Below are 20,545 nucleotides of genomic sequence, written 5' to 3'. Positions count from 1 at the left end.
CATAAACTTATTCAGCCTTCGATAAAACCTCCTGTACAGTGAGATTCTCCAGAGAGAGAGCGACGAGATCGGCTTGTATCAGCACGTGGGCAGCACCCAGTCCAACCACAAACATGCCTGCCCGTTTACCGGCTTCAACACCCGCTACGGCGTCTTCAAATACGACGCACTCGTTAGGATTTACCTCAAGTTCTTCGGCTCCTTTCGTGAATACTTCCGGATCTGGTTTACCCTTGCTGATCTTCGTCCCGTCTATAATGGCGTCGAAGGCCTCCGTCATGCCAATGCGTTCCAGAATAAGGGGGGCATTCTTACTGACTGAGCCGAGAGCCGTTTGTAAACCGGCTTTTCGAACCTGCGAGAAAAAGGTGGCTACACCGGGCAGTATATCGTCGGAGTTCATGCGGCTGACGAGTTCGAGGTACCATTCATTTTTCTGAGCGGCTAATTCATTTTTTTTCTCACCAGACAGTGTCAGCCCCCCGTGGGCCAGTATAAGGTCCAGCGATTCCATGCGGCTGACTCCCTTGAGTCCCTCGTTAAACTCTACAGAAATATCGAAACCAAGTTCATTGGCCAACCGTTTCCAGGCCTGATAGTGGTAAATAGCGGTATCAACGATGACCCCGTCGAGGTCGAAAAGAAAGGCTTTTATCTGACTCATTTTGGGCTTTATCTGCTTAATAAGGCGCAAAGGTAGACAGATTTAAGCAAGTGCGGCTATCCCTTTTGGCTGGCTCAACCGCATAAATTGAACGCCAGTAATCAAAAGCCAGATGAGCCAGAAAGTACTCCCCAGCAAGCCAGCCAAATCCCAAACCGGAAAACCCGGAATAACCGTTGCGGCTAAATCCCCCTGCGCCAGCAAATACACCGCCGACGCCATATAACCGAACCAGCTCACCCATTTTGGAAAAAAGCCAAGTCGTTCGAAAGCCCGTGAAAGCATAATCGTCCAGACAATTGTAAGCAACTGACCCAGGTGCTCGCCCAGTACCACGCCCCCGAACTGGTGAATGGTCTGAAACGCAACCACGCTGGCGGCCCGGATGGCGGGGTCGGTGGTATGAACGTAGGTAGACGCCAGCACCGGCACAACAAACGTCCAGCGTAGTAGACCAATAATTTGAACCAATCCCGACACAACACCAACCAGGGTTACCCACCGAACGAAGTAAACTTTTGTTTCCAGCCGCTGGCCAATTAGTACGTAAGCGATCAGGAGCGGAAAGCCAGTGATGGCAAATGCCCACCAGGTGGCAATAAGTGCGGGGCCGCCCGCCTGAAAACGTATCAACACAACACCGGGGTCTTGGCGCAGAATATCGGGATAGTCGAAGATGATTGTCAGGATGGTGTAAGGAATTAAGACCAGAACGGCCCCAATGATTAATAGGTGGCCAATGAGCCGGTAAGACGGCAATTCAGTTCTTTCCATGATGAATAGCTTTTTTGCGTTGACGGCTTACCAGGCAAAGGAGTAGCTAATGCCCGGTGTCGGGTTGACTTTCAGGTCCTGTCCGGGTGCCTTCAGGACCGCAATGCCCAGCCGCAGATTAAGACCCTGCCAAACCATCCAGCGAAAACCTGCTTCGCCCATGACCCCGTTTTTCCCTTCGTAATCCCGATCCAGTCCCCGAACGTAAGACCCGGATGCGTAAAAAGAGGATGGATTTGATCGTTGCCCAACGGGCAGGAACCAGTAGGTCAACCCGGTACGGACAAACGACGTTGTAACGCCCGAGGTGAAGTTGGTGGGGTAATAGCCCGCATGAACGGAAACGTGGCTCCGGCGGTATTCCAACCCGATAGACGGGTTACGGAATCCATTTATACTAACTTCATTGCGGGAAAACCGCTGAGCAAATAAGGGGCCGGACATGACCAGAAGAGCCCCAAAAACCAGTAATTTCATATCATCTATTTGGTTAAATCTGATGATACAAAATTGACTGGCCGCCCGGCGAATCTACTGGACAAATGTCTAATTCGTACGCTACCCGCTTTTTAAGCGGTTATTTGTAGCTTCCCACCAGGGTGACAACCGACCTGGGCTCCAGTTGGATAACACCGGATGAAACGACCGACTTTGCCAGCGTTTTTGTTTCGCTGGTGGTGTAACAGGTAAAGCGGCTGTTCCGAATGGCCGGCCCTTTGAGGGGTAAAGTTTTAGCCGTAGGGGTCATGTTGATGCAAACCAGTACAAGCTGCTTACGACGTTCGTCTTTGTAAGCCGACACCATGCATTGACCGGCTTCTTTGACGGGGTTACTATCGGCCAAACGAACGGCGATGCGCTTCATTCCGGGCCGCACGAAGCGGGCATAATTACCAAACGCCCATAGTTGTTTAGAGTCGACCACTTGCCCATCATTTCGGGCGTTATCATGATTTTTATAAGCCCCGTCGGGACCGTTTATGTAGACCAGACCATCGCTGTAATTATAGGGATTAATCGCCAGCCACCACTGCCAGGACGTTACGTTGGCAACTGTCAGGTCGTTATGAATAACCTTGGCAACGTACAGGCCGTAGTTCATATCGGTATGTCGGGGGCCACCATTGTATTGACCGCAAATATCGCCCAGCACGCCAAACTCACTCTGCCACAACATTGGGCTTCCAACCGCTTTGGCTCGCTGGGCCGCTTTTTGGCGAACATCGACCAGCGTCGAATCCCGGCAGGTTGTGAAGTAGCTATGATATGCCCAAACCGGCTCAACATGGGGTAACTTCATCACAACCGGGGCTTCGCTGGGGGCGAAAAAATAATCCAGCTGGCGCCCCCGGCCACTTTCTGCTTTTGCGTATAAGTAATCGAGCTGAGCCGTCTCACCCGTTACGATACTGGTTTTAGTATTCCGCTGGGAAAGTTTTGCCGACAGGGTCTGTGTAACAGCGGCAATATCGGCGTTTTCGGCGGGAGATCCTTCCTGCTTGGCTCGACCGTTTTTTTCGGCCTTCCAGTCCCACTGCGGTTCGTTGATAGGGCTCAGGTAATCGAGTTTGAAATGATCGGCAACCGTCGTCAGGAAATCGGCGAAGGGCTCCATGGCGGCAGGTTTGAGATTGAACGAGCGCCCACCCGGCGAAAATGCCTTCCCGTTCCGGGTCATCTGAACGGGCGCGGAGTTGGTAAAGCCCAGCATGTAACGCACTCCCCGCCGACGGGCGGCCTGTAAAAACCACTGACTTCCGGCCTGTTTGGTCCAGTCGTACTGACCATCCGGCGTCAAAAAGCATTCCTCCCGACGCCAGCTGTCCGTAATGGCACTACTATCACCCTGTTCGTAGCTTCCGGCTCCGATATTGATCCGCCACAGAGACAATCCTATTCCTTTGGGTTGCCCGTTAGACAGGGTATCCAGGCTGAATAACAGATCGGCAATTTGATTTTTTTTTGCTTCATCCCGCCATTTGCCGATGTACTTTGCCGACCAGCAGTCCGACGCGCCAAAACTATGAATGGTCTGAAATTCCTCCTGTAGATTAACGATTACGGGTTCATCAGCAGGCACGCCAAACCTCCACCCCGACCTATCGTTCAGTTGAAGCACTGGCTCTAGCATGGATACACTACTGCTTAAGCCAGTGAGCAGGATTAGTAGGGTTAGAGCGAGGGTTGGTCTCATCGATACGAGTCGTTTGTGTAAAATCTACTATCTAAATTTACCAACGGCTCTTATTCTACTGAGTGACCACCCCTTTTTCGAAAAAAATAGATCTCCTTCTACCAATGTTGACTTACGGCAGACTGGCAATATACGGGTAACCCGGTTCACCGAACCTGGCCCCGGATACGGCTTAGATGCCGTGGTGTTACTCCCAGAATAGATGCCAAATGCTGGAGTGGTACGTCCTGTAACAGGTTTGGTTCTTCGGCCATTAATCGTTGATAACGCTCTTCGGCTGTTAGGGTCAACAGGTTGAATCGACTCTGATCGATGCAGTTAATCTGTTCCTCCAGAATACCAACATAAAAACTTTCGAAAGAGGTGACCTCCCGCCGAAGTTGATCGAAAGATGGTTTTTGAATGACCCAGATAATGCTATCAGTTAAGGCCCGGATGGATTCACGGGCGGGCCGTTGTTTTAGGAAACTGCTCAGCGAAACTAAAAAACCACCCGAACCAGTCGTGTAGGTGGTTATTTCCTCCCCGTCCCGTGTGCAGAAATACTGAAACAACCCATGTTCAACAAACCCTAACTGCTGGCTAATCTGGCCTTCGCGCAAATAGAAACTGCCCTTCGTCAACTCCTGCCGTGAGAACGATTGGGCAATGGTTGTCTGCTGGTCCTCATCGAAACCATTCTCGCCGAAAAACAAGCGTAACTTTTCCATCGATATTGAGAATGTATAAAACGAGCGTACTGAGCCATTACTACGACCGACCGCCAGCACAACGCCCTAACAATCAGTCCATATAAGCGGGCAGATAGATTGTAAAGATAGTTCCTTTACCAAGCTTACTCTGCACCCGAATGGCACCATCGTGCTGCTCAACAACTTTTTTGACCACCGCCAGGCCTACTCCGGTTCCCTCAAACTTCTGCCGACTATGTAAGCGTTTGAAGACTTCAAACACAAGATCGGCGTGTTTTTGGTCGAAGCCAATACCGTTGTCGGCCACACGAATTACCCAGAATGACTCATTTCTAGGTAAGTCCTGCTGCACATCGACGGGTAAATCAGCGCGTTGTTTCTGCTGCGCCGAAACGGTTATAACCGGTGGTATTGGAAGGCCCTCTTCGTTGGTTTTATAAAATTTAAGGGCGTTGGACAGCAAATTCTGAAACAGTTGCCGCAACTGAAATCGGTCGCCAACAAGATCAGGTAACGGGTAGTCCTTACCGGAACCCAGTTCGATTCGGGCATTGGTATGTTCAATCGGATGCCAAAGGTCTTCGATGATATCTTCGAGCAATTTAGTCAGCGAAAAAGGCCGAAACATATCCCGCTGGGACGTTATCTGCGAATAGTCGAGCAAGTCCCGAATAAGGGATGACATCCGCTCGGCAGCCAATTGCATCCGCTCAATCATGTACTGGCCCTCGTTATCCAGCAAAGGCGAATACTGCTCTTTCAGGATGTCGCCAAACGCCTGAATTTTGCGGAGCGGCTCCTGCAGATCATGCGAAGCAATGTAGGCAAAGGATTGCAGGTTCTCGTTCGACCGCTTGAGTTCGGTATTGGCGGCTTCGAGTTGCTGCCGGTAATGCCGGTTTTCGGAGATATTCATGTTTAGAATGACTACCCCATCCCCCGATTTCGCGGCTCTTCGGAGCCACCACTGTTCGCCAATATTAAACTCGGTCAAGTCTGGCTCCCCCGTTTCGACCACCCGAATGTATTTATCGAAATCCTGTTCCAGCTGATCCGGTGTGGCCACCTGAAGAAACGTTTGCGTCATGATCGGCTCCTCCAGATCACCCCACATCTGTTTTGCGCGCCGGTTGGCCATCAACGTCCGGAAGTCGACAATCTGGTTATTCGCATTCCGAATGGCTGCATGGAGCGATATAGCCGCCTGCACATTATCGAGCACCGCCTGAAACAAGTCGGTTTGTTGCTTCAAGGCCAGTTCAGCCTGCTTACTATCGGTCACATTCATAAACGTAACCACAACGGTCTCTGGTTCCTGCAGTACGGCCGATACGGTGAACCAGGCTTCCAGACCCTTATCGTCTTTGTAGTACTGCGTTGTTTGGTCGGGCTTTCCGGTCGTAACAACCCGCACGTAGACGTCGAATAGGCCCGAATCGAGATTGCCGGGAAACGTATCCAGCAACCGGGTGCCAATAATCTGATCGGGCGTCATGGCCAAACTCTGCTCAACTGACTTGTTGGCGGTTTGCATCTGAAAATCCACGATCTGGCCATTGGCATCCCGGATAGCGGTCATAGAAATTATACTATTCAGCGACGCATCGAAGGCAGCCAACGCCAGCCGGACCGCTTCGGGCGATCGAGCCGATATACCCTGAGAAGGCCATTGATCTTGCAACTCAGGGACAGATGATGGACCCATTCTTTTACTAGTTATGTATTTGAAGAATAACTGCCGGATTAGATTGCCAGGAGCTCGAATAGTGAAACTTATTCTTCAAAAAGAATCTCTACATCCCTGGATATCAGTTAGATTACCCAGGAACGTGGAGATTAAAGATAACATTTTCCTTACTTCATCAACTCTAATACCAGTGCGGATTTTGCCGGCAGCCTAATCATATCCAGAGTAGTTAACTGAGTATCCGTCTGTATGTTTCTCGCAGATGCAAATCCTTTCATACGTTCAGCAAATCGGGACGTATCGAGCGTTATTTCTTTATCGCTGGTGTTGGACGCCACCATAACGGTCTTGGTGGCGTCATGCCGAAAATACACGTACGTTCCTTCCTGCGGTACAAACTGCGTAAGTTTCCCGGATTGAAGAACCGGATTGTTACGTCGGTAAGTAGCCAGTTTACGCACAAACTGAACGGCTTCGTTTTCCCGGTTATTTCGTCCGGCAGCCTCGAATTTGTTCTCTTTATCGCCCGGAAAACCGCCCGGAAAGTCCTTTCTGACTTCGGCATCACTTGGGTTTTTGGTGCCTTTCATCAAAATTTCCGTCCCGTAATACCAGTGTGGGATACCCCGCGTAGTAAGCAGCCAGGTAACGCCCAGCTTGTACTTATCAAAATCATCCCCAATCACCGACAGGTAGCGGTCGGTATCGTGGTTTTCCAGAAACGTAACCAGTTTATTAGGATCGGCGTAGACATCATCCTGGGCGAGTACCTGATGAATGCGGTTCACGCCCGAGTCCCAATCGAATCGCTGGTTCAGGGCGTCGTTAAAGGCATTGTACAGCACGAAGTCCAGTGCGCCCGGCTGGTTACTTTTGAACGGAAAACCAACGGTATTCTTCACAAAAAATGCCTGACCAACCGGATTATTGACGACCGACTCGCCGAAAAGGTGAATGGTTGGATACTCGTCCATGAGTGCTTTGTTACAGCGATTCAGGAAAGCAAGGTCATTGTACTTGTAGGTATCAATGCGCCAGGCATCGAGACTAAACATCTCCGTAGACCAGATGGCGTGCTGAATCAGGAAGTTCGCTACGTACGGATTTCGTTGATTCAAATCGGGCAGAAAAGGCGTAAACCAGCCATCGAGCAGTGTTTTTTTGTCCGCCGTGGCACCATGTGGATCATAAAGGGATTGTTCTTTATGGGTAGAACCAGTGTAGGTCGGCCATACATTGACCCAGTCCTGCATGGGTTTGTCCTTAAAAAACCAGTGGTCGTCGCTAATGTGGTTATAGACCGCATCCTGTACCAGCTTCATTCCCCGCTTGTGCAGGGCCGATGCCAGTTCAACATAGCCCGCAATGCCGCCAAACCGCTTGTCGATCTGATAATGATCGGTAAAATGGTAGCCATGATACCCGGCCTGGTTACGGTCCGGCCCTTCTTTCTTTAAGGTTTCGTCGTTGTCGATGACGGGGGTAAGCCAGAGCGCCGTAACCCCAAGGTCTTTTAAATAATCGAGGTGGTTGATAATTCCCTTAAAATCGCCCCCATGCCGCAGATACGGGTTTTTAGTATCGGCCTGGGTGTCGAGCATATCCGGGAACTTGTCGTTGGACGGGTCGCCGTTGGCAAATCGGTCGGGCATGATGAGGTAGATAAAATCGGCCGCCGTTACCCCCTGCCCTTTCGGCGATTTATCGCGGGCTTTCAATTCAAACGGCTGGGTAATGGTCTGGCTTCCGCGCTTCCCGACAATTGCCAGCGTACCGGCTTTGGCCGTCGGCGCAATCGTCAAATCCAGAAACGCATAGTTTGGATTCTCAACCTTATGTGCTTTCACCAGCTTCACCCCGGCATAGTTGATGCTGTAGGTCAGGCTGCCCGCATTGGGTCCGTAGATCAGCAATTGCAGATTGGGGTTCTTCATCCCAACCCACCAGTTGGTTGGGTTTACGCGCTGAATTCGGGGGGCCTGTGCCCTTGCTGGTGACAAGCTTGCAAGAAGCGTAACCACCAGTAAAAAATATAGTCGTATAGTGAGTTGATTATGCATGAACGTAATGATTTCTAATTCTGACTAAAAATAATGCAACAATAACGCAAAAATAACCCAGGATTTTCGTCAAAAAAGGGCCTAGTTTTGCGTCTGCATCCTGAAAGGTGGTTGTACCCTGCTTAACGCTGAACCTATGCATACCCTCTCTGTTGTCCCGGTAATGGATAAACTGATTATCTATCAGATTTTTACCCGTCTGTTTGGCAATCAAAAAACCACCAACATACACAATGGCACGTATGCAGAAAACGGTGCCGGAAAATTCAACGATATTAACGAAGCAGCGCTACAGTCGATCCGGCAGTTTGGCGTTTCGCACGTCTGGTTTACCGGAATCGTGGAACATGCCACCCAAACCGACTACTCCGCGTTCGGCATCAAGCCCGACGACCCAGCCGTTGTAAAAGGTAAGGCAGGATCTCCTTATGCCGTTAAAGATTATTACGACGTAGACCCCGATCTGGCCGTTGATGTACCCAACCGGATGGCCGAATTCGAGGCCCTTGTCCATCGTACCCATGCCCACGGCCTGAAGGTGATCATCGACTTTGTCCCGAACCACGTAGCCCGGCAGTATGGGTCAGATGCCAGACCCACCGGTGTTGTCGATTTAGGGGAGAAAGACGATACCTCGGTCCACTTTTCGCCGAATAACAATTTTTATTACCTGCCGGGCGAAACCTTCGTTTCTCCGGAAGCGGGACGCAGTTCGCCGAATAGGACGCCCATTCATGAATACCCGGCCAAAGTGACCGGTAGCGGCTCCATTACGGCCCAGCCCGACATCAACGACTGGTACGAAACGGTAAAGCTCAATTATGGCTTCAATGTATTCGACGGGAGCCGTCAGTTCGACCCAATTCCGGATACCTGGCATAAAATGCTCGATATTCTGCTCTTCTGGTCTGCTAAAGGGATCGACGGTTTTCGATGCGACATGGCGCATATGGTGCCGGTTGCGTTCTGGCACTGGGCTATTGGGCGGGTGAAGCGGCAATATCCCCGTCTGATATTTATTGCCGAAATCTACGATCCGAGCCTGTACCGTTCCTTTATTTTTGAAGGAGGGTTCGATTACCTGTACGACAAGGTAGGGTTGTACGATTCGCTCCGGCGGCTCATGGAGGGGCATGGCTCCTGCTACGAACTTACCCGTGTGTGGCAGCAGGAATCCGGCGATTTTGCCCAACATATGCTCCGGTTTCTGGAAACCCACGACGAACAGCGCATTGCGTCACGGTTTTTCGCCAACGACCCCTGGGCCGCTGTACCCGCTATGACCCTCGCAGCCACCATGCACACCGGCCCAACGCTGCTTTACTTTGGGCAGGAAGTTGGGGTTCGGGCCGAAGGGTCAGAAGGCTTTAGTGGCGACGATGGCCGAACCACCATATTCGATTACTGGGGACTACCCGAGTGGCAGGGTTGGCTCAACGGAGGTCGTTATGATGGCGCTGGTCTCACCGACGACCAACGTAATCTGCGTGCTTTTTACCAACGGCTAAACCACCTCGTCAACGGGTCCGATGCCATTCAGAATGGCTATTTCTACGACCTGCAATACGTAAATGACAATGGGCAAAGCGCTGGCTACGATGCGCATCAGATATATAGTTATTTACGGTTTACAGACCGACAGAAACTGCTGATCGTCTGTAATTTCTCCCAGCACCAAACCTACGAAACAACCATTGCTATTCCAGAAGCAGCCTTCGATGCTATGGGTTTAAACTCCTCCAGGACATTGCGGCTGAGCGATATCTTCCTGACGGATATACAGTTTGAAGCTATTGGACGCCGGGGTATTCCTTTAGAACTCCCACCACGCAGTGTTCGGGTGCTGGAAATTAAATTGTAAATTTGCGGTACTTTTCGGCTGTGTCTACGTCCACAGGCTACAGCCGAAAATAGCTGCTCTTCTATGATAAAACTGTTTACTACACTTTTCCTGTTAGTTCTTTCACTGGTTGTTCAGGCGCAGGATACAACATCCAGCGATTTCCGCTCGCTAACCCTCACAACGGGCAAAACATCTGCCGAAACCGCCATACTCATCGGAAAGCAATTCATGGGAAAGCCCTACGTTCCCTACACGCTCGACCAGACGCCCACCGAGCAGTTGGTTATCAACTTCCGCGAGTTTGATTGTACGACCTACCTGGAGAGCGTTCTGGCGCTAACGCTCGCCCTGCATGATGTTGGCCATAAGCCGGGTACCAGCCTTTTAGAACAGGCCTTCCGGAATTACCTGACCCGGTTTCGGTACCGAAACGGCCGCATTGACGGATACGCAAGTCGATTGCATTATTTCTCCGACTGGCTGCGTGATAACGAACGCAAAGGACTGATTACCGACGTAAGCAACGAGCTACCCGGTAAAATCACGGTTGCCAAACCCGTTTCGTTCATGACTTCGGCTATGTACAAATACCCTCAACTGCGTGATCCAAACACGTTCAAACAGGTAGCACTTACCGAAGCCTCATTGAGCCAGCAGTCTTTCTCCTTCATTCCGGTTAAGAATATCCGGCAGGCAGAGGCACAGTTACAGGACGGCGATATTGTTATGTTACTGGCGGCACGACCGGGTCTTGATATGCGCCATGTTGGGCTCGCCGTTCGCCAGCCTAATGGGCGCATGCACCTTATGCATGCTTCCTCCGACCAGAGTGCAGTCGTTATTTCGCCTTATCCGATAAGCGATTACGTTCTACTGCATAAACGGCTATCCGGAATACGGGTAGCCCGTCTGCGTTCCAATACGGTACCTGCCGTAGCGGTAGGCGGAAAGTAATTCATCCGATCAACAGCCAGTATCAGGCGTCTCAGATCATACGAATGAAATTAACTCATTTATGGCCTTTTGGGGTTGTAGGGCTCATTATCGCCTATACTCAGATCAGCCACAACGCACTTTTCACGACGCTGGGTTCATTAACAAATTCACGACCTGTGTCGCCTGAAGATTCCGCTGTTCGCTACACCGTTGCTGACTTAAAAGTCGACACTACGCTTTTTACACAACCAAGGCCTGTCGCCACACTGACTGATGCATCACTGGTCGAAGCTTCCGGACTAGCGCCGAGCCCTACGAGTCCGGGTTACCTCTGGACACAGGAAGACTCCGGGAATGCCAATCAAATTCAATTACTGACAAAAACGGGTGATGTAAGTGCCCGCTATATCCTCGATGGGTTGATCAATCGTGATTGGGAAGATATAGCCACTGGGCCAGGCCCTGTAGCAGGTAAAAGCTATGTGTACGTGGCTGAAATTGGCGATAACGATTTTAAGTACGCTCAGAAAATCATTTACCGCTTTATAGAGCCCACCATAACCGGAAAGAAATTACCCGTAACAGAACACATTACCTCGGTCGATGCGCTTCGATTCAAGCTGCCGGACGGCCCGCAAAATGCCGAAGCTTTCCTACTGGACCCACTCACAAAAGATTTGTTTATTTTTTCGAAAGGTAATTATTCAACAGTCTATCGGGCCTCCTACCCGCAACCTGTTAACCAGCCTACAATGATGACTCGTGTGCTAACCCTGCCTTTCGAGAAGGTCACGGCAGCCTCTGTATCCAGCGATGGCAGCGAGATTCTGCTACGTACGTATAAAAAACTTGTTTATTACAAACGCCATTCGCGCGAATCCGTTGTTGATGCCCTCAAACGTGAGCCTCTGTTGATACCACTAGCCGACGAGCCCCAGGGAGAGGCCGTTTGTTGGGCAGGCGATGGGTCGGGCTATTACACGACATCTGAAAGAACCTTTTTCACCACGCAGAAGCTGTATTTCTATCAGCGTAAAAAGTGATTCGGAGCGTAACAATTTCATAACACGTCCCTTTTCAGGCAATCGCTTACTTTTGTAACAAACAAGCGATAACTAACTGAATGGCAAGGAATTGGATAAATGAACTAATGAATATGGTAGCCGGAAATAGTCGCTATGTCCATTACTCACGTTTTTGGCAACTTGTCTTTATGCTGCTGTTACTCGTATTGTTGTTGATTCCGGTTTTACTCCATCACCTGAATTGATCCTCGTCGCTGGCATGCTACCGGAATAAATTACAGTCGGCTTAAGCAATGGGTACATTGGTTAGAACACCGGCGAGTTTCTTCCCATCGGCCTCACCAAGTCCCGTATACGCATATCAAACCGCAGTAGCCGAATAGCCTTTGTTCCCCGTTGTTTTTGTATGGTTATTCCCTTGGGTAATACCTCTAAAAGCTGCCCACTGGCGTAACTGATTGGCAGTTGAGGTATACCGTTACCCTTGTAACGGTACTACCATTAACTAGATAAACGGGCGTTTAGCTGTGACTAGAACGCTTTTTTCAGGGTCTAAACAGTATCTACCAACCTATCGATAAATGCCTGGCCTGCCCTTTGTAGGTTAGGCATTTTTATGATGTGTAAGGACGCGTTATGACTCTGTTTTCGCGCTGGCTTCCAACTTCTCCCTAATACGCAGCAACGTGTCTCTACTGGCACTATCCCCTGCCCGAAGGCCTATAACAGCCAGATCAACGGTATTCTTCAAGTTGAATGTTGATTCCCAGGCGGATATTTGAAAGTAGCCTTTTGGTGGTAATTTTCGACCTTTGAAGAAGGTAATTAATTTTTCATCAGCACTGCTCATACCACAAAAATACGAGTCAGGTAGCTCCCATATTGTCCAAAAAAATCTATTTAATTCAGTGGAATCATCTTACACAGCGCTTACGAAGCTAAGCCACTAAGGATCAGTCTATAATTTTTCAGGCGTGTTTTTTATTTTTCCAGATTCTTGAGTGGGTCCCGATTGTGTTTCCTGTCGGCGCAGTTCGTTTAGTATCTCGTCAATGAATTGATCCGTGTTTCTCAACTCGCAGTCAGATGCCAGTGCCTGCAATCGCTGACTGGCGATATCCAGCCGTCGCTTGTTTTCGGGCTCACACGTAGCCGTATACCCGGTTGATTGATTGAACAACGCCAGTATATCATCCTGTTGCCACAGAGTGATCTTAAGAACTAATGGCTTCTCTTTCTCTTTGGTGCAAAGTGAGAGACGACGGGTTGGCTGTGACGTTCCCAGACCATATTTTTTCGTAAAAACCCGTTCAAGATTATCACTGTAATCGCAGGACAGCTTAAATAGGCTGTTGTCATAGAAGTATAGGTTGACATTTGTTATGACCACTCCCTCAACTACTGCCCTCTTGGATTTAAACGAACGGATATGTGTGCAGGGTAGGGCTATTGTTCCTTTCACATAAGATTGGTCATCTTCTGTAAATTCGTTTTTGTTGAGTGAGTCCGGGGTTGTACTCGTCATTCGTAATGTACCCAGCCCTACGAGCGTGGCTTGGGCAACCAACTGATTGACTTGGAAAAGCAGGAGAAGAATGAGCCAGTGTTTCATACAAACGTAAAAAAGCCACTTAACATTTCTGCTAAGTGGCTGATTTCTAGTGAGCCAGTGGAGGGATTCGAACCCCCGACGCGCTTGCGCATCCTGATTACAAATCAGGCGGAATCGACCGCTATCCGACACTGGCGACTCCCTTTTTAATTCGTTTCCGAATCGTGATGCAAAAGTAGGCTTTTTCGCTTCTTTATGCAAACTGAGGCAGAAAAAGTAAAAAGTTTTTTTTAACAGAATCAAAGCCGGGCCAACGTTTGAATTGATTGCCAATCTCTTAGCTCTCTGATCCAAATGTTGGCCCGGCTGTGGTTCTGTTAAAATTTATGCCTGTGCTACTCGTAACTGATGACGCAGATCGTCCAGTTGTTTTTCTGCATCAGCAATTTTCTTATCGATTTCTGCACGCAGTTTATCGGCGTTTTTCGAGCGGGCAAAAAACTCGATGTTGTTGCGATAGGTAGCAATATCGTTCTCGATGGACGTAATACGCCGACGGATGTCTCCTTCCCGCTTATTTTCGCCACCACCGTCGCGGTTTCCACGACCGAAGTCGCGATCCCGATCACGGCCACCCGAACGGGTTGCTTCTGCTTCGCTTTGCAGCATGATCCGCTCTTTGTCTTTCGCCGGTATTTTACCGGTTGAGCCCACCAAGGCATTTACCGCGTTTATGTACCGCTTCTGAATGGACTGCATGTCTTTCTTCGGTACGAAACCGATGCTGTTCCACTCCTTCTTGAACTCATTCAATTCGGAAAGATCAGCATTAGCGCTTGCGGCCGCTTCGATGCGTTCAATCAGGGCAATCTTCTGCGTCAGATTATTCTCGAACTCACGCTCAGTTTCCTGATTTTTCGAGCGTTTCTTATTGAAGAACGCATCACAGGCTGCTTTGAACCGATCGAAGATGGTGTTCTTCTGCTTCTCCGGTACCTGACCAATGTTTTTCCACTGGCGCTGTAATTCGATAACCGTCTGCGTAATTTCGGGCGACTCCTCCCCCGCTGCCAGGATGGCTTCAACCTGCTCACAGAGTTCGGTTTTGGCCCGCAGGTTTTCTTCCCGCTTGCTTTCGAGCTGGCGGAAGAATTCGCCTTTGTTGTGGAAGAATGTTTTTAAGGCAGCCCAGAATTTCTTACTCAGCTCTTTACCTTCCTCGCGGGGCATTGGGCCTTTGATGGCGTTCCAACGATCCTGCAAGGCCATTACCGCCTTCGTTTTGTCGTTCCAGTCGTTAATGCTGTTCGACGTAAATGAGGTAATGGGCACTAATTCTTCGTAAATAGCCGACTTTTCTTCGTACAACTGTGCCGACTCTTTCCGCTGTTCGTTAGTTTGGCCGCGACGTTTGTCGTACAGTACATCCAACGCAGCTTTCATCCGGCCCCACAGTACTTCCTGCTCTGCTTTAGGCGCCGGACCGATGTGCTTATATTCTTCGAACAATGCGTTGGCTTCATCAATGGTTTGACGCGTTACGGGCGTCTCTTCCGCTGCTTTCGCCATCGCTTCAACCTTCTCAATCACCTCCGTTTTCAGGCTGGTGTTTCGCTTACGGTCGAGTTCTTTTAATTCAAAATAGATGTTGCGGTTGCTGTAATAGCGATCAACCAGCGCGTGGTACGTTGCCCAGAGCGTAGCATTGTGCGGGGAGTTCATATTCCCGGCCGCTTTCCATTCGTCCTGGATTTTCTTGAATTCGTTCCAGCTAACTTTTGGGTCGCCGGCGTTATTCTCGTCTGTTTCGACAAGCTCACGCAGACGAGTCAGCAACTCCGTTTTAGAAGCGAAGTTTGTATCCTTCGCTTTATCCAGATTCTGGAAGTACGTGTTTTTCTGACTCTTGATCTGTTTATACAACTCATCGAACCGCTGTACCGAATCGTCATACTTATATTCGAAACCCTCTTCGGCACCCGTTTCTGCAACGTATGCCTGCAAAGCAGCTTCGCGCTCAGCCCGCTTCATCTGATCGAAAAGGGGCTTCACTTCCTTCAGTATCTGATCTGCTTTTTTGAAATCGCCCGGCGAAACCGACGCAATGCTGATAGCCGCCATCTGTGTTTCGAGGAGATTCACAAAATCCTGCTTGGTGAAGTGGCTATAATCAACAGCGGCCTGTGCAGCGGTCTCATCTTCAGCGTCCTCCAACTCAGCGTATTGTGCCGTAATCTCTTCGCTGACAGAGGCCTCATCTCCAGCTACCGGCGCAGATTCAGTCACCTGAACCTCATCGGATACTGCCGTTACGGGCGTATCAACTGTGAGCTCGGCTGCCGTTTCGGCAACCGGCGATGCGTCTTCTACCGGTGTTTCGGCCGATAGATCATCTGTTGGGTCGGCACTAGCGGCTGTTAGCTGTGTCTCTTCAGATTCAGCAGAAGGCGTTTCTGTTTGTTCGGATACAGCTGTGCTGTCCTCGACTACAGATTCTGGAGCCGGGGCTTCATCCGAAACAACCGAAGTGGTATTTTCCGAAACGGAACTATCTGCCGATGCGGGTGTGGTCTCTTCGGGCGTATTGACTGCCAGCACGTCGGTTGCCTGAATTGGGGTTTCCGGCTGCTGGTTAATTTCCTGTTCTTCGTTTGCCATGTTGGGAACGTACCGATTACTTTTGCAAAAGTACGACAATATGCGGATTTTCTTGTAGTACAGTCATTGAAAAGCCACTAACGAACATAATAAGATGCCTTCAGCTATCAGCAAGTTACGGAACGAATACACCTTAAACGGGTTGGACGCGGCCGATGTTTCACCAGATCCGATTGCCCAGTTTAAAGAGTGGTTTGACGCTGCCCTTGGTGCGGCCGTTCCTGAACCAAACGCAATGCACGTAAGCACCGTTTCGAAGGATGGTCGTCCGGATGGGCGGATTGTACTACTAAAAGATGTGTCAGATGCCGGTTTTGTTTTCTATACAAACTATGAAAGCCGTAAAGGCCGTGAACTTACCGAACATCCGTTCGCTACGCTTACTTTTTTTTATCCCGAACTAGAACGACAGATCCGGATTGAAGGGCGGGTAGAGAAAGTAGCTCCCTCAGAATCAGACGATTACTTCAATAGTCGCCCCCGAGGAAGCCAGATTGGTGCCTGGGTATCGCACCAGAGTGCCGTTATCGACAGTCGGGACGTATTGGAAACCCGGCAGCGTGAACTCATAGAACAGTTTGATGGTCAGCCTATTCCGCGTCCGCCACACTGGGGTGGTTTCCGGGTTGTTCCCGATGTACTTGAGTTCTGGCAGGGACGCCCCAGCCGACTGCATGATCGGATCCGGTATCGGAAAGAAGGCGAAAACTGGCTTATCGAACGGTTGTCGCCGTAGCCGGTTGCTTTCTATTCCGTTCGGTCGACAAAATTAATCTGGCTGGCTCAGTAGCCGATTGGCCACTATGCGCCCGGCAACGCGTTTAATTCTGAAGAGTGCATTAGCGATTCATTGACCAAGTGAATAGTTTTGCCCCCTACTTTTATTCTTACTTACTTAATCGCTCAATCACTCTTTGATTATGCGTATCCGAACCTTTGACGAGTACCAGGAAGCCTACAAACACAGTGTAGAAGACCCTGAATCTTTCTGGGCCGAAATTGCTCAGGAGTTTCAGTGGCGTAAACCCTGGACCAAAACCCTGCAATGGAACTTCGATGAACCGAATGTAAAATGGTTCACCGGGGGCAAACTCAACATTACGGAAAACTGTCTCGATCGTCACCTGCTTACTCAGGGCGATCAACCCGCTATTATCTGGGAACCCAACGACCCTCACGAAGCGAGTGTCACCTTAACGTACCGGATGCTCCACGACCAGGTGTGCCGGTTCGCCAATGTGCTGAAACGCAATGGCGTAGTCAAAGGCGACCGGGTTTGTATCTACATGCCTATGGTGCCGGAACTGGCCATTGCCGTGCTGGCCTGCGCACGAATCGGGGCAGTGCATTCGGTGGTTTTTGGTGGTTTTTCGGCCCAGAGCATCGCCGACCGCATCAATGACGCCCAGTGCAAGGTGGTCGTTACAGCCGATGGAGCTTACCGGGGTAACAAGGAAATTCCGCTCAAAAGCACCGTCGACGATGCTCTGATCGGTTGCCCGAGCGTCCGGAAAGTGATTGTTTTAACCCGAACCCGTACGCCAGTCTCCATGCTGAAAGGGCGCGACATCTGGTGGGAGCAGGAACTCAAGCAAGTCACCGCCGATTGCCCCGCCGAGGAAATGTACGCCGAAGATATGCTGTTCATCCTCTACACGTCCGGCTCGACGGGCAAGCCCAAAGGCGTTGTGCATACCTGTGGTGGGTACATGGTCTATGCGGCCTATACCTTCCAGAATGTGTTCCAGTATGAGCCCGGCGATATTCATTTCTGTACGGCCGATATTGGCTGGATTACCGGACACAGCTACATCGTATACGGCCCGCTGGCCTGCGGTGCTACGTCCGTTATTTTTGAAGGAACGCCCACCTATCCGGACTACGGCCGATTCTGGGATATAACTGATAAGCACAAAGTCAACATCCTGTATACGGCCCCAACGGCCATTCGGTCGCTGATGGGCTTTGGCCTGGATAAAGTGGAGAACCACGACCTGAGCAGCTTACGGGTGCTCGGCTCCGTAGGCGAACCCATCAACGAAGAGGCATGGCACTGGTACGACGATCATATCGGAAAGAACCGCTGCCCTATTGTGGATACCTGGTGGCAGACCGAAACGGGTGGCGTCCTGATTTCACCGTTGGCCGGTATCACCAAAACAAAACCGACTTACGCGACCCTTCCGCTGCCGGGTGTTCAGCCAATTTTGGTCGACGAGAACGGCAAGGAGATCGAAGGCAACGGCGTGAGTGGTAATCTGTGCATGAAGTTCCCGTGGCCGGGCATTTTACGGACTACTTACGGTGACCACGAACGATGCCGCCAAACCTACTTTGCCACCTATCCAGGCTTGTATTTTACGGGCGATGGCTGTTTGCGTGACGAAGAAGGCTATTACCGGATTACGGGTCGCGTGGATGATGTGTTGAACGTATCCGGGCACCGCATCGGTACGGCCGAAGTCGAAAACGCTATCAACATGCACACGGGCGTGGTCGAAAGTGCGGTCGTTGGTTACCCGCACGACATTAAAGGGCAGGGCATCTACGCCTACGTCATCACCGATCAGCAACCGTCCGACCACGATGAGGACCTGACCAAACGCGATATTCTGGCAACGGTAACTCGGGTTATTGGACCCATCGCCAAACCCGACAAAATTCAGTTTGTCAATGGTTTACCCAAAACGCGCTCCGGCAAAATCATGCGCCGTATCCTCCGCAAAATTGCCGAAGGCGACATTAGTAACCTGGGTGATACCTCAACGCTACTCGACCCGGCGGTGGTTGACGAGATTAAGGCCGGAGCCTTATAACTGAACCGTATTATTACGATTTTCACCAGCGCCGGGCAGAAACGTTCGGCGCTGGTGTATTCTGGCGAACGGGTTCGGAAAAAGACCATAGGTCTATTCCACTCAAAATCAGTAGAAAAGCCAGAAGCCTAACATTTTACGAGGAGATACATTCCCTACACAGAGAACCATGCTGAAATTTACCATTAGTGCGGCCTTTGCCGCTGTCTTTTTGCTCAGTAGCTTTCTTATTGACCGAAAGCCCGTTGCCAAGACAGCCCGCGAAAACTACACCACTTATTGCTCCTCCTGCCACGGCGAAAAAGTCGAAGCGTTTGTCGACCGGAAATGGAAACACGGCAACGCAAAGAGCGACCTCACCAAAAGTATTTCGGAAGGTTACCCCGATCTGGGCATGCCAACCTGGAAAGCCACGCTGAGCGCATCCGAGATCGACGCCCTGGCCGACCTGATTACCGAAAGCCTGAAAACCGTCGATCAGTACAAGTTTACCAGCAAACCCACTTCCAATCTTTTCCCGTCGGAGGGTCAAACGGTTAAACTCGACACCATTGCAACGGGCCTGAGTTCGCCCTGGGGACTGGCGTTCCTGCCTAATGACGAACTGCTGATTACCGACCGTTCCGGCGATATTTACCGGGTCGACAAAAGCCATCAGAAGGTAAAAGTAACGGGTGGCCCAACAGTATTGGCCGAAGGGCAGGGTGGTTTGCTGGATGTCGTGTTGCACCCGGACTTCGCCAAAAACCAACTCGTTTACTTTTCCTATTCGGCCGTTAAGACCGAAGGCGACCAGAAACTGTCGACCACCGCCGTTATGTGTGCGAAGTTAACGGGCACTACCCTAACCGACCAGAAGGTTATTTTCGAGGCTCTCCCCTACTCGAAAACCCGGCACCATTACGGCTCCCGGATGACGTTCGACAACAAAGGCTATCTGTTTGTTTCAGTGGGAGAGCGGGGCAATGAAAAAGAAAACCCACAGACCATTACCAACGATCTGGGTAAAGTACACCGCCTGCACGACGACGGGCGCATACCGGCCGACAACCCTTTCGTGAACGACAAAACCGCCCGCGCGTCCATCTATTCGTATGGGCACCGGAATCCGCAGGGGATGATGAAGCACCCCGTAACGGGCGACATCTGGACGAACGAGCACGGTCCACGCGGGGGTGACGAGTTGAATATCGTTAAGAAAGGCAGTAATTACGGCTGGCCCGTTATCTCGTACGGTATCAATTACGATGGTAAACCCATTACGGCTTTGTCGGCCAAAGAGGGTATGGAACAGCCCCTCACCTACTGGCTTCCGTCCATTGCCCCTTCGGGCATGGTGTTTGTGAATAGTGCAAAGTATCCCGGCTGGAAAAATAATATTCTTATTGGTTCATTGCGGTTCCAGTACCTGAACCGCTGCGTGATGAACGGCAACAAAGTGGTTAAGCAGGAGAAGCTGCTGCCAAACATCGGCCGCGTTCGGAACATCAAACAGGGGCCCGATGGATATTTGTATGTGTCGGTTGAAGATCCCGGCTATGCATTTCGGTTAATGCCGGTGTCGATGTAAGAAATTGATACAGAAAGGCATAAAAACAGGGAAAGCCGGATACTTTTATCCGGCTTTCCCTGTTTTTAGATGTA

15 protein-coding genes and 1 tRNA gene are annotated in these 20,545 nt (G+C 50.4%); 6 read left to right on the top strand and 10 right to left on the bottom strand.

Annotated features, from left to right (window positions below; genetic code table 11):
- Positions 1-7: 7 nt before the first annotated feature.
- The 7 genes from pgmB to CRO74_RS04150 form a co-directional block, all read right to left on the bottom strand.
- Complete coding sequence (pgmB, locus tag CRO74_RS04180) at positions 8-664, bottom strand: beta-phosphoglucomutase (RefSeq protein ID WP_097124735.1); 657 nt, start codon at positions 662-664, stop codon at positions 8-10.
- 42 nt (positions 665-706) lie between these two features.
- On the bottom strand, positions 707-1,438 hold the full coding sequence (locus tag CRO74_RS04175) for a DUF4386 domain-containing protein (protein WP_097124734.1): 732 nt from the start codon (positions 1,436-1,438) through the stop codon (positions 707-709).
- Between the two features lie 27 nt (positions 1,439-1,465).
- The gene (locus CRO74_RS04170) at positions 1,466-1,915 is read right to left on the bottom strand and encodes a hypothetical protein (RefSeq protein ID WP_097124732.1); all 450 of its coding nucleotides are present in this window, start codon (positions 1,913-1,915) and stop codon (positions 1,466-1,468) included.
- 100 nt (positions 1,916-2,015) lie between these two features.
- Complete coding sequence (locus tag CRO74_RS04165) at positions 2,016-3,632, bottom strand: glycoside hydrolase (protein ID WP_097124731.1); 1,617 nt, start codon at positions 3,630-3,632, stop codon at positions 2,016-2,018.
- A gap of 146 nt (positions 3,633-3,778) precedes the next feature.
- Positions 3,779-4,342: a Crp/Fnr family transcriptional regulator gene (locus CRO74_RS04160; RefSeq protein ID WP_097124730.1), complete on the bottom strand. Its 564-nt coding sequence runs from the start codon at positions 4,340-4,342 to the stop codon at positions 3,779-3,781.
- Positions 4,343-4,415: 73 nt separating this feature from the next.
- Positions 4,416-6,029 (bottom strand): sensor histidine kinase, encoded by a 1,614-nt coding sequence (locus CRO74_RS04155; protein ID WP_245877752.1) that lies wholly within the window; start codon positions 6,027-6,029, stop codon positions 4,416-4,418.
- Between the two features lie 149 nt (positions 6,030-6,178).
- A complete protein-coding gene (locus tag CRO74_RS04150) occupies positions 6,179-8,071 on the bottom strand; it encodes a glycoside hydrolase family 13 protein (protein WP_097124728.1) in 1,893 nt (630 codons plus the stop codon).
- Positions 8,072-8,207: 136 nt separating this feature from the next.
- Between CRO74_RS04150 and CRO74_RS04145 the strand changes: the two genes are divergently transcribed.
- From CRO74_RS04145 to CRO74_RS04135, 3 genes are all read left to right on the top strand, one after another.
- Positions 8,208-9,932, top strand: a complete 1,725-nt coding sequence (locus tag CRO74_RS04145) for an alpha-amylase family glycosyl hydrolase (RefSeq protein ID WP_179830115.1) — start codon at positions 8,208-8,210, stop codon at positions 9,930-9,932.
- A 63-nt stretch (positions 9,933-9,995) separates the two neighbouring features.
- Complete coding sequence (locus tag CRO74_RS04140) at positions 9,996-10,868, top strand: N-acetylmuramoyl-L-alanine amidase-like domain-containing protein (RefSeq protein ID WP_097124726.1); 873 nt, start codon at positions 9,996-9,998, stop codon at positions 10,866-10,868.
- Positions 10,869-10,912: 44 nt separating this feature from the next.
- Complete coding sequence (locus tag CRO74_RS04135) at positions 10,913-11,893, top strand: hypothetical protein (RefSeq protein ID WP_097124724.1); 981 nt, start codon at positions 10,913-10,915, stop codon at positions 11,891-11,893.
- A gap of 940 nt (positions 11,894-12,833) precedes the next feature.
- Here the strand turns inward: CRO74_RS04135 and CRO74_RS04125 are convergent.
- The 3 genes from CRO74_RS04125 to CRO74_RS04115 all read right to left on the bottom strand — a co-directional run bounded on the left by CRO74_RS04125 (position 12,834) and on the right by CRO74_RS04115 (position 16,085).
- Positions 12,834-13,487, bottom strand: a complete 654-nt coding sequence (locus tag CRO74_RS04125) for a hypothetical protein (RefSeq protein ID WP_097124721.1) — start codon at positions 13,485-13,487, stop codon at positions 12,834-12,836.
- A gap of 52 nt (positions 13,488-13,539) precedes the next feature.
- Positions 13,540-13,623, bottom strand: a tRNA-Thr gene (locus CRO74_RS04120).
- Between the two features lie 188 nt (positions 13,624-13,811).
- Positions 13,812-16,085 carry a DUF349 domain-containing protein gene (locus CRO74_RS04115; protein ID WP_097124720.1) on the bottom strand — a complete coding sequence of 758 codons (2,274 nt, stop codon included), beginning with the start codon at positions 16,083-16,085 and terminating at the stop codon, positions 13,812-13,814.
- A gap of 94 nt (positions 16,086-16,179) precedes the next feature.
- On the opposite strand from CRO74_RS04115, the gene pdxH reads away from it, so the two are divergent.
- The 3 genes from pdxH (at position 16,180) to CRO74_RS04100 (ending at position 20,471) form a co-directional block, all read left to right on the top strand.
- Entirely contained in the window at positions 16,180-16,821 is a 642-nt protein-coding gene (gene pdxH / locus CRO74_RS04110; RefSeq protein WP_097124718.1) for a pyridoxamine 5'-phosphate oxidase, read from the top strand.
- A 184-nt stretch (positions 16,822-17,005) separates the two neighbouring features.
- Positions 17,006-18,901: an acetate--CoA ligase gene (gene acs / locus CRO74_RS04105; protein WP_097124717.1), complete on the top strand. Its 1,896-nt coding sequence runs from the start codon at positions 17,006-17,008 to the stop codon at positions 18,899-18,901.
- A gap of 169 nt (positions 18,902-19,070) precedes the next feature.
- Positions 19,071-20,471 carry a PQQ-dependent sugar dehydrogenase gene (locus tag CRO74_RS04100; protein WP_097124716.1) on the top strand — a complete coding sequence of 467 codons (1,401 nt, stop codon included), beginning with the start codon at positions 19,071-19,073 and terminating at the stop codon, positions 20,469-20,471.
- The last annotated feature ends 74 nt before the right edge of the window (positions 20,472-20,545 follow it).

Origin of the sequence: Spirosoma fluviale, from assembly GCF_900230225.1 — a bacterium.
Taxonomy (GTDB): Bacteria; Bacteroidota; Bacteroidia; order Cytophagales; family Spirosomataceae; genus Spirosoma; species Spirosoma fluviale.
This window is presented reverse-complemented; position numbering and strand designations above follow the sequence as displayed.

What these genes read in the sequence shown, in the direction of transcription:
- CRO74_RS04140 (WP_097124726.1), top strand. Translation starts at nt 9,996, where the DNA reads ATGATAAAACTGTTTACTACACTTTTCCTGTTAGTTCTTTCACTGGTT.
- CRO74_RS04125 (WP_097124721.1), bottom strand. Translation starts at nt 13,487, where the DNA reads ATGAAACACTGGCTCATTCTTCTCCTGCTTTTCCAAGTCAATCAGTTG.
- CRO74_RS04175 (WP_097124734.1), bottom strand. Translation starts at nt 1,438, where the DNA reads ATGGAAAGAACTGAATTGCCGTCTTACCGGCTCATTGGCCACCTATTA.
- pdxH (WP_097124718.1), top strand. Translation starts at nt 16,180, where the DNA reads ATGCCTTCAGCTATCAGCAAGTTACGGAACGAATACACCTTAAACGGG.
- acs (WP_097124717.1), top strand. Translation starts at nt 17,006, where the DNA reads ATGCGTATCCGAACCTTTGACGAGTACCAGGAAGCCTACAAACACAGT.
- CRO74_RS04170 (WP_097124732.1), bottom strand. Translation starts at nt 1,915, where the DNA reads ATGAAATTACTGGTTTTTGGGGCTCTTCTGGTCATGTCCGGCCCCTTA.
- CRO74_RS04145 (WP_179830115.1), top strand. Translation starts at nt 8,208, where the DNA reads ATGCATACCCTCTCTGTTGTCCCGGTAATGGATAAACTGATTATCTAT.
- CRO74_RS04160 (WP_097124730.1), bottom strand. Translation starts at nt 4,342, where the DNA reads ATGGAAAAGTTACGCTTGTTTTTCGGCGAGAATGGTTTCGATGAGGAC.
- CRO74_RS04165 (WP_097124731.1), bottom strand. Translation starts at nt 3,632, where the DNA reads ATGAGACCAACCCTCGCTCTAACCCTACTAATCCTGCTCACTGGCTTA.
- CRO74_RS04155 (WP_245877752.1), bottom strand. Translation starts at nt 6,029, where the DNA reads ATGGGTCCATCATCTGTCCCTGAGTTGCAAGATCAATGGCCTTCTCAG.
- CRO74_RS04150 (WP_097124728.1), bottom strand. Translation starts at nt 8,071, where the DNA reads ATGCATAATCAACTCACTATACGACTATATTTTTTACTGGTGGTTACG.
- CRO74_RS04115 (WP_097124720.1), bottom strand. Translation starts at nt 16,085, where the DNA reads ATGGCAAACGAAGAACAGGAAATTAACCAGCAGCCGGAAACCCCAATT.
- CRO74_RS04100 (WP_097124716.1), top strand. Translation starts at nt 19,071, where the DNA reads ATGCTGAAATTTACCATTAGTGCGGCCTTTGCCGCTGTCTTTTTGCTC.
- pgmB (WP_097124735.1), bottom strand. Translation starts at nt 664, where the DNA reads ATGAGTCAGATAAAAGCCTTTCTTTTCGACCTCGACGGGGTCATCGTT.
- CRO74_RS04135 (WP_097124724.1), top strand. Translation starts at nt 10,913, where the DNA reads ATGAAATTAACTCATTTATGGCCTTTTGGGGTTGTAGGGCTCATTATC.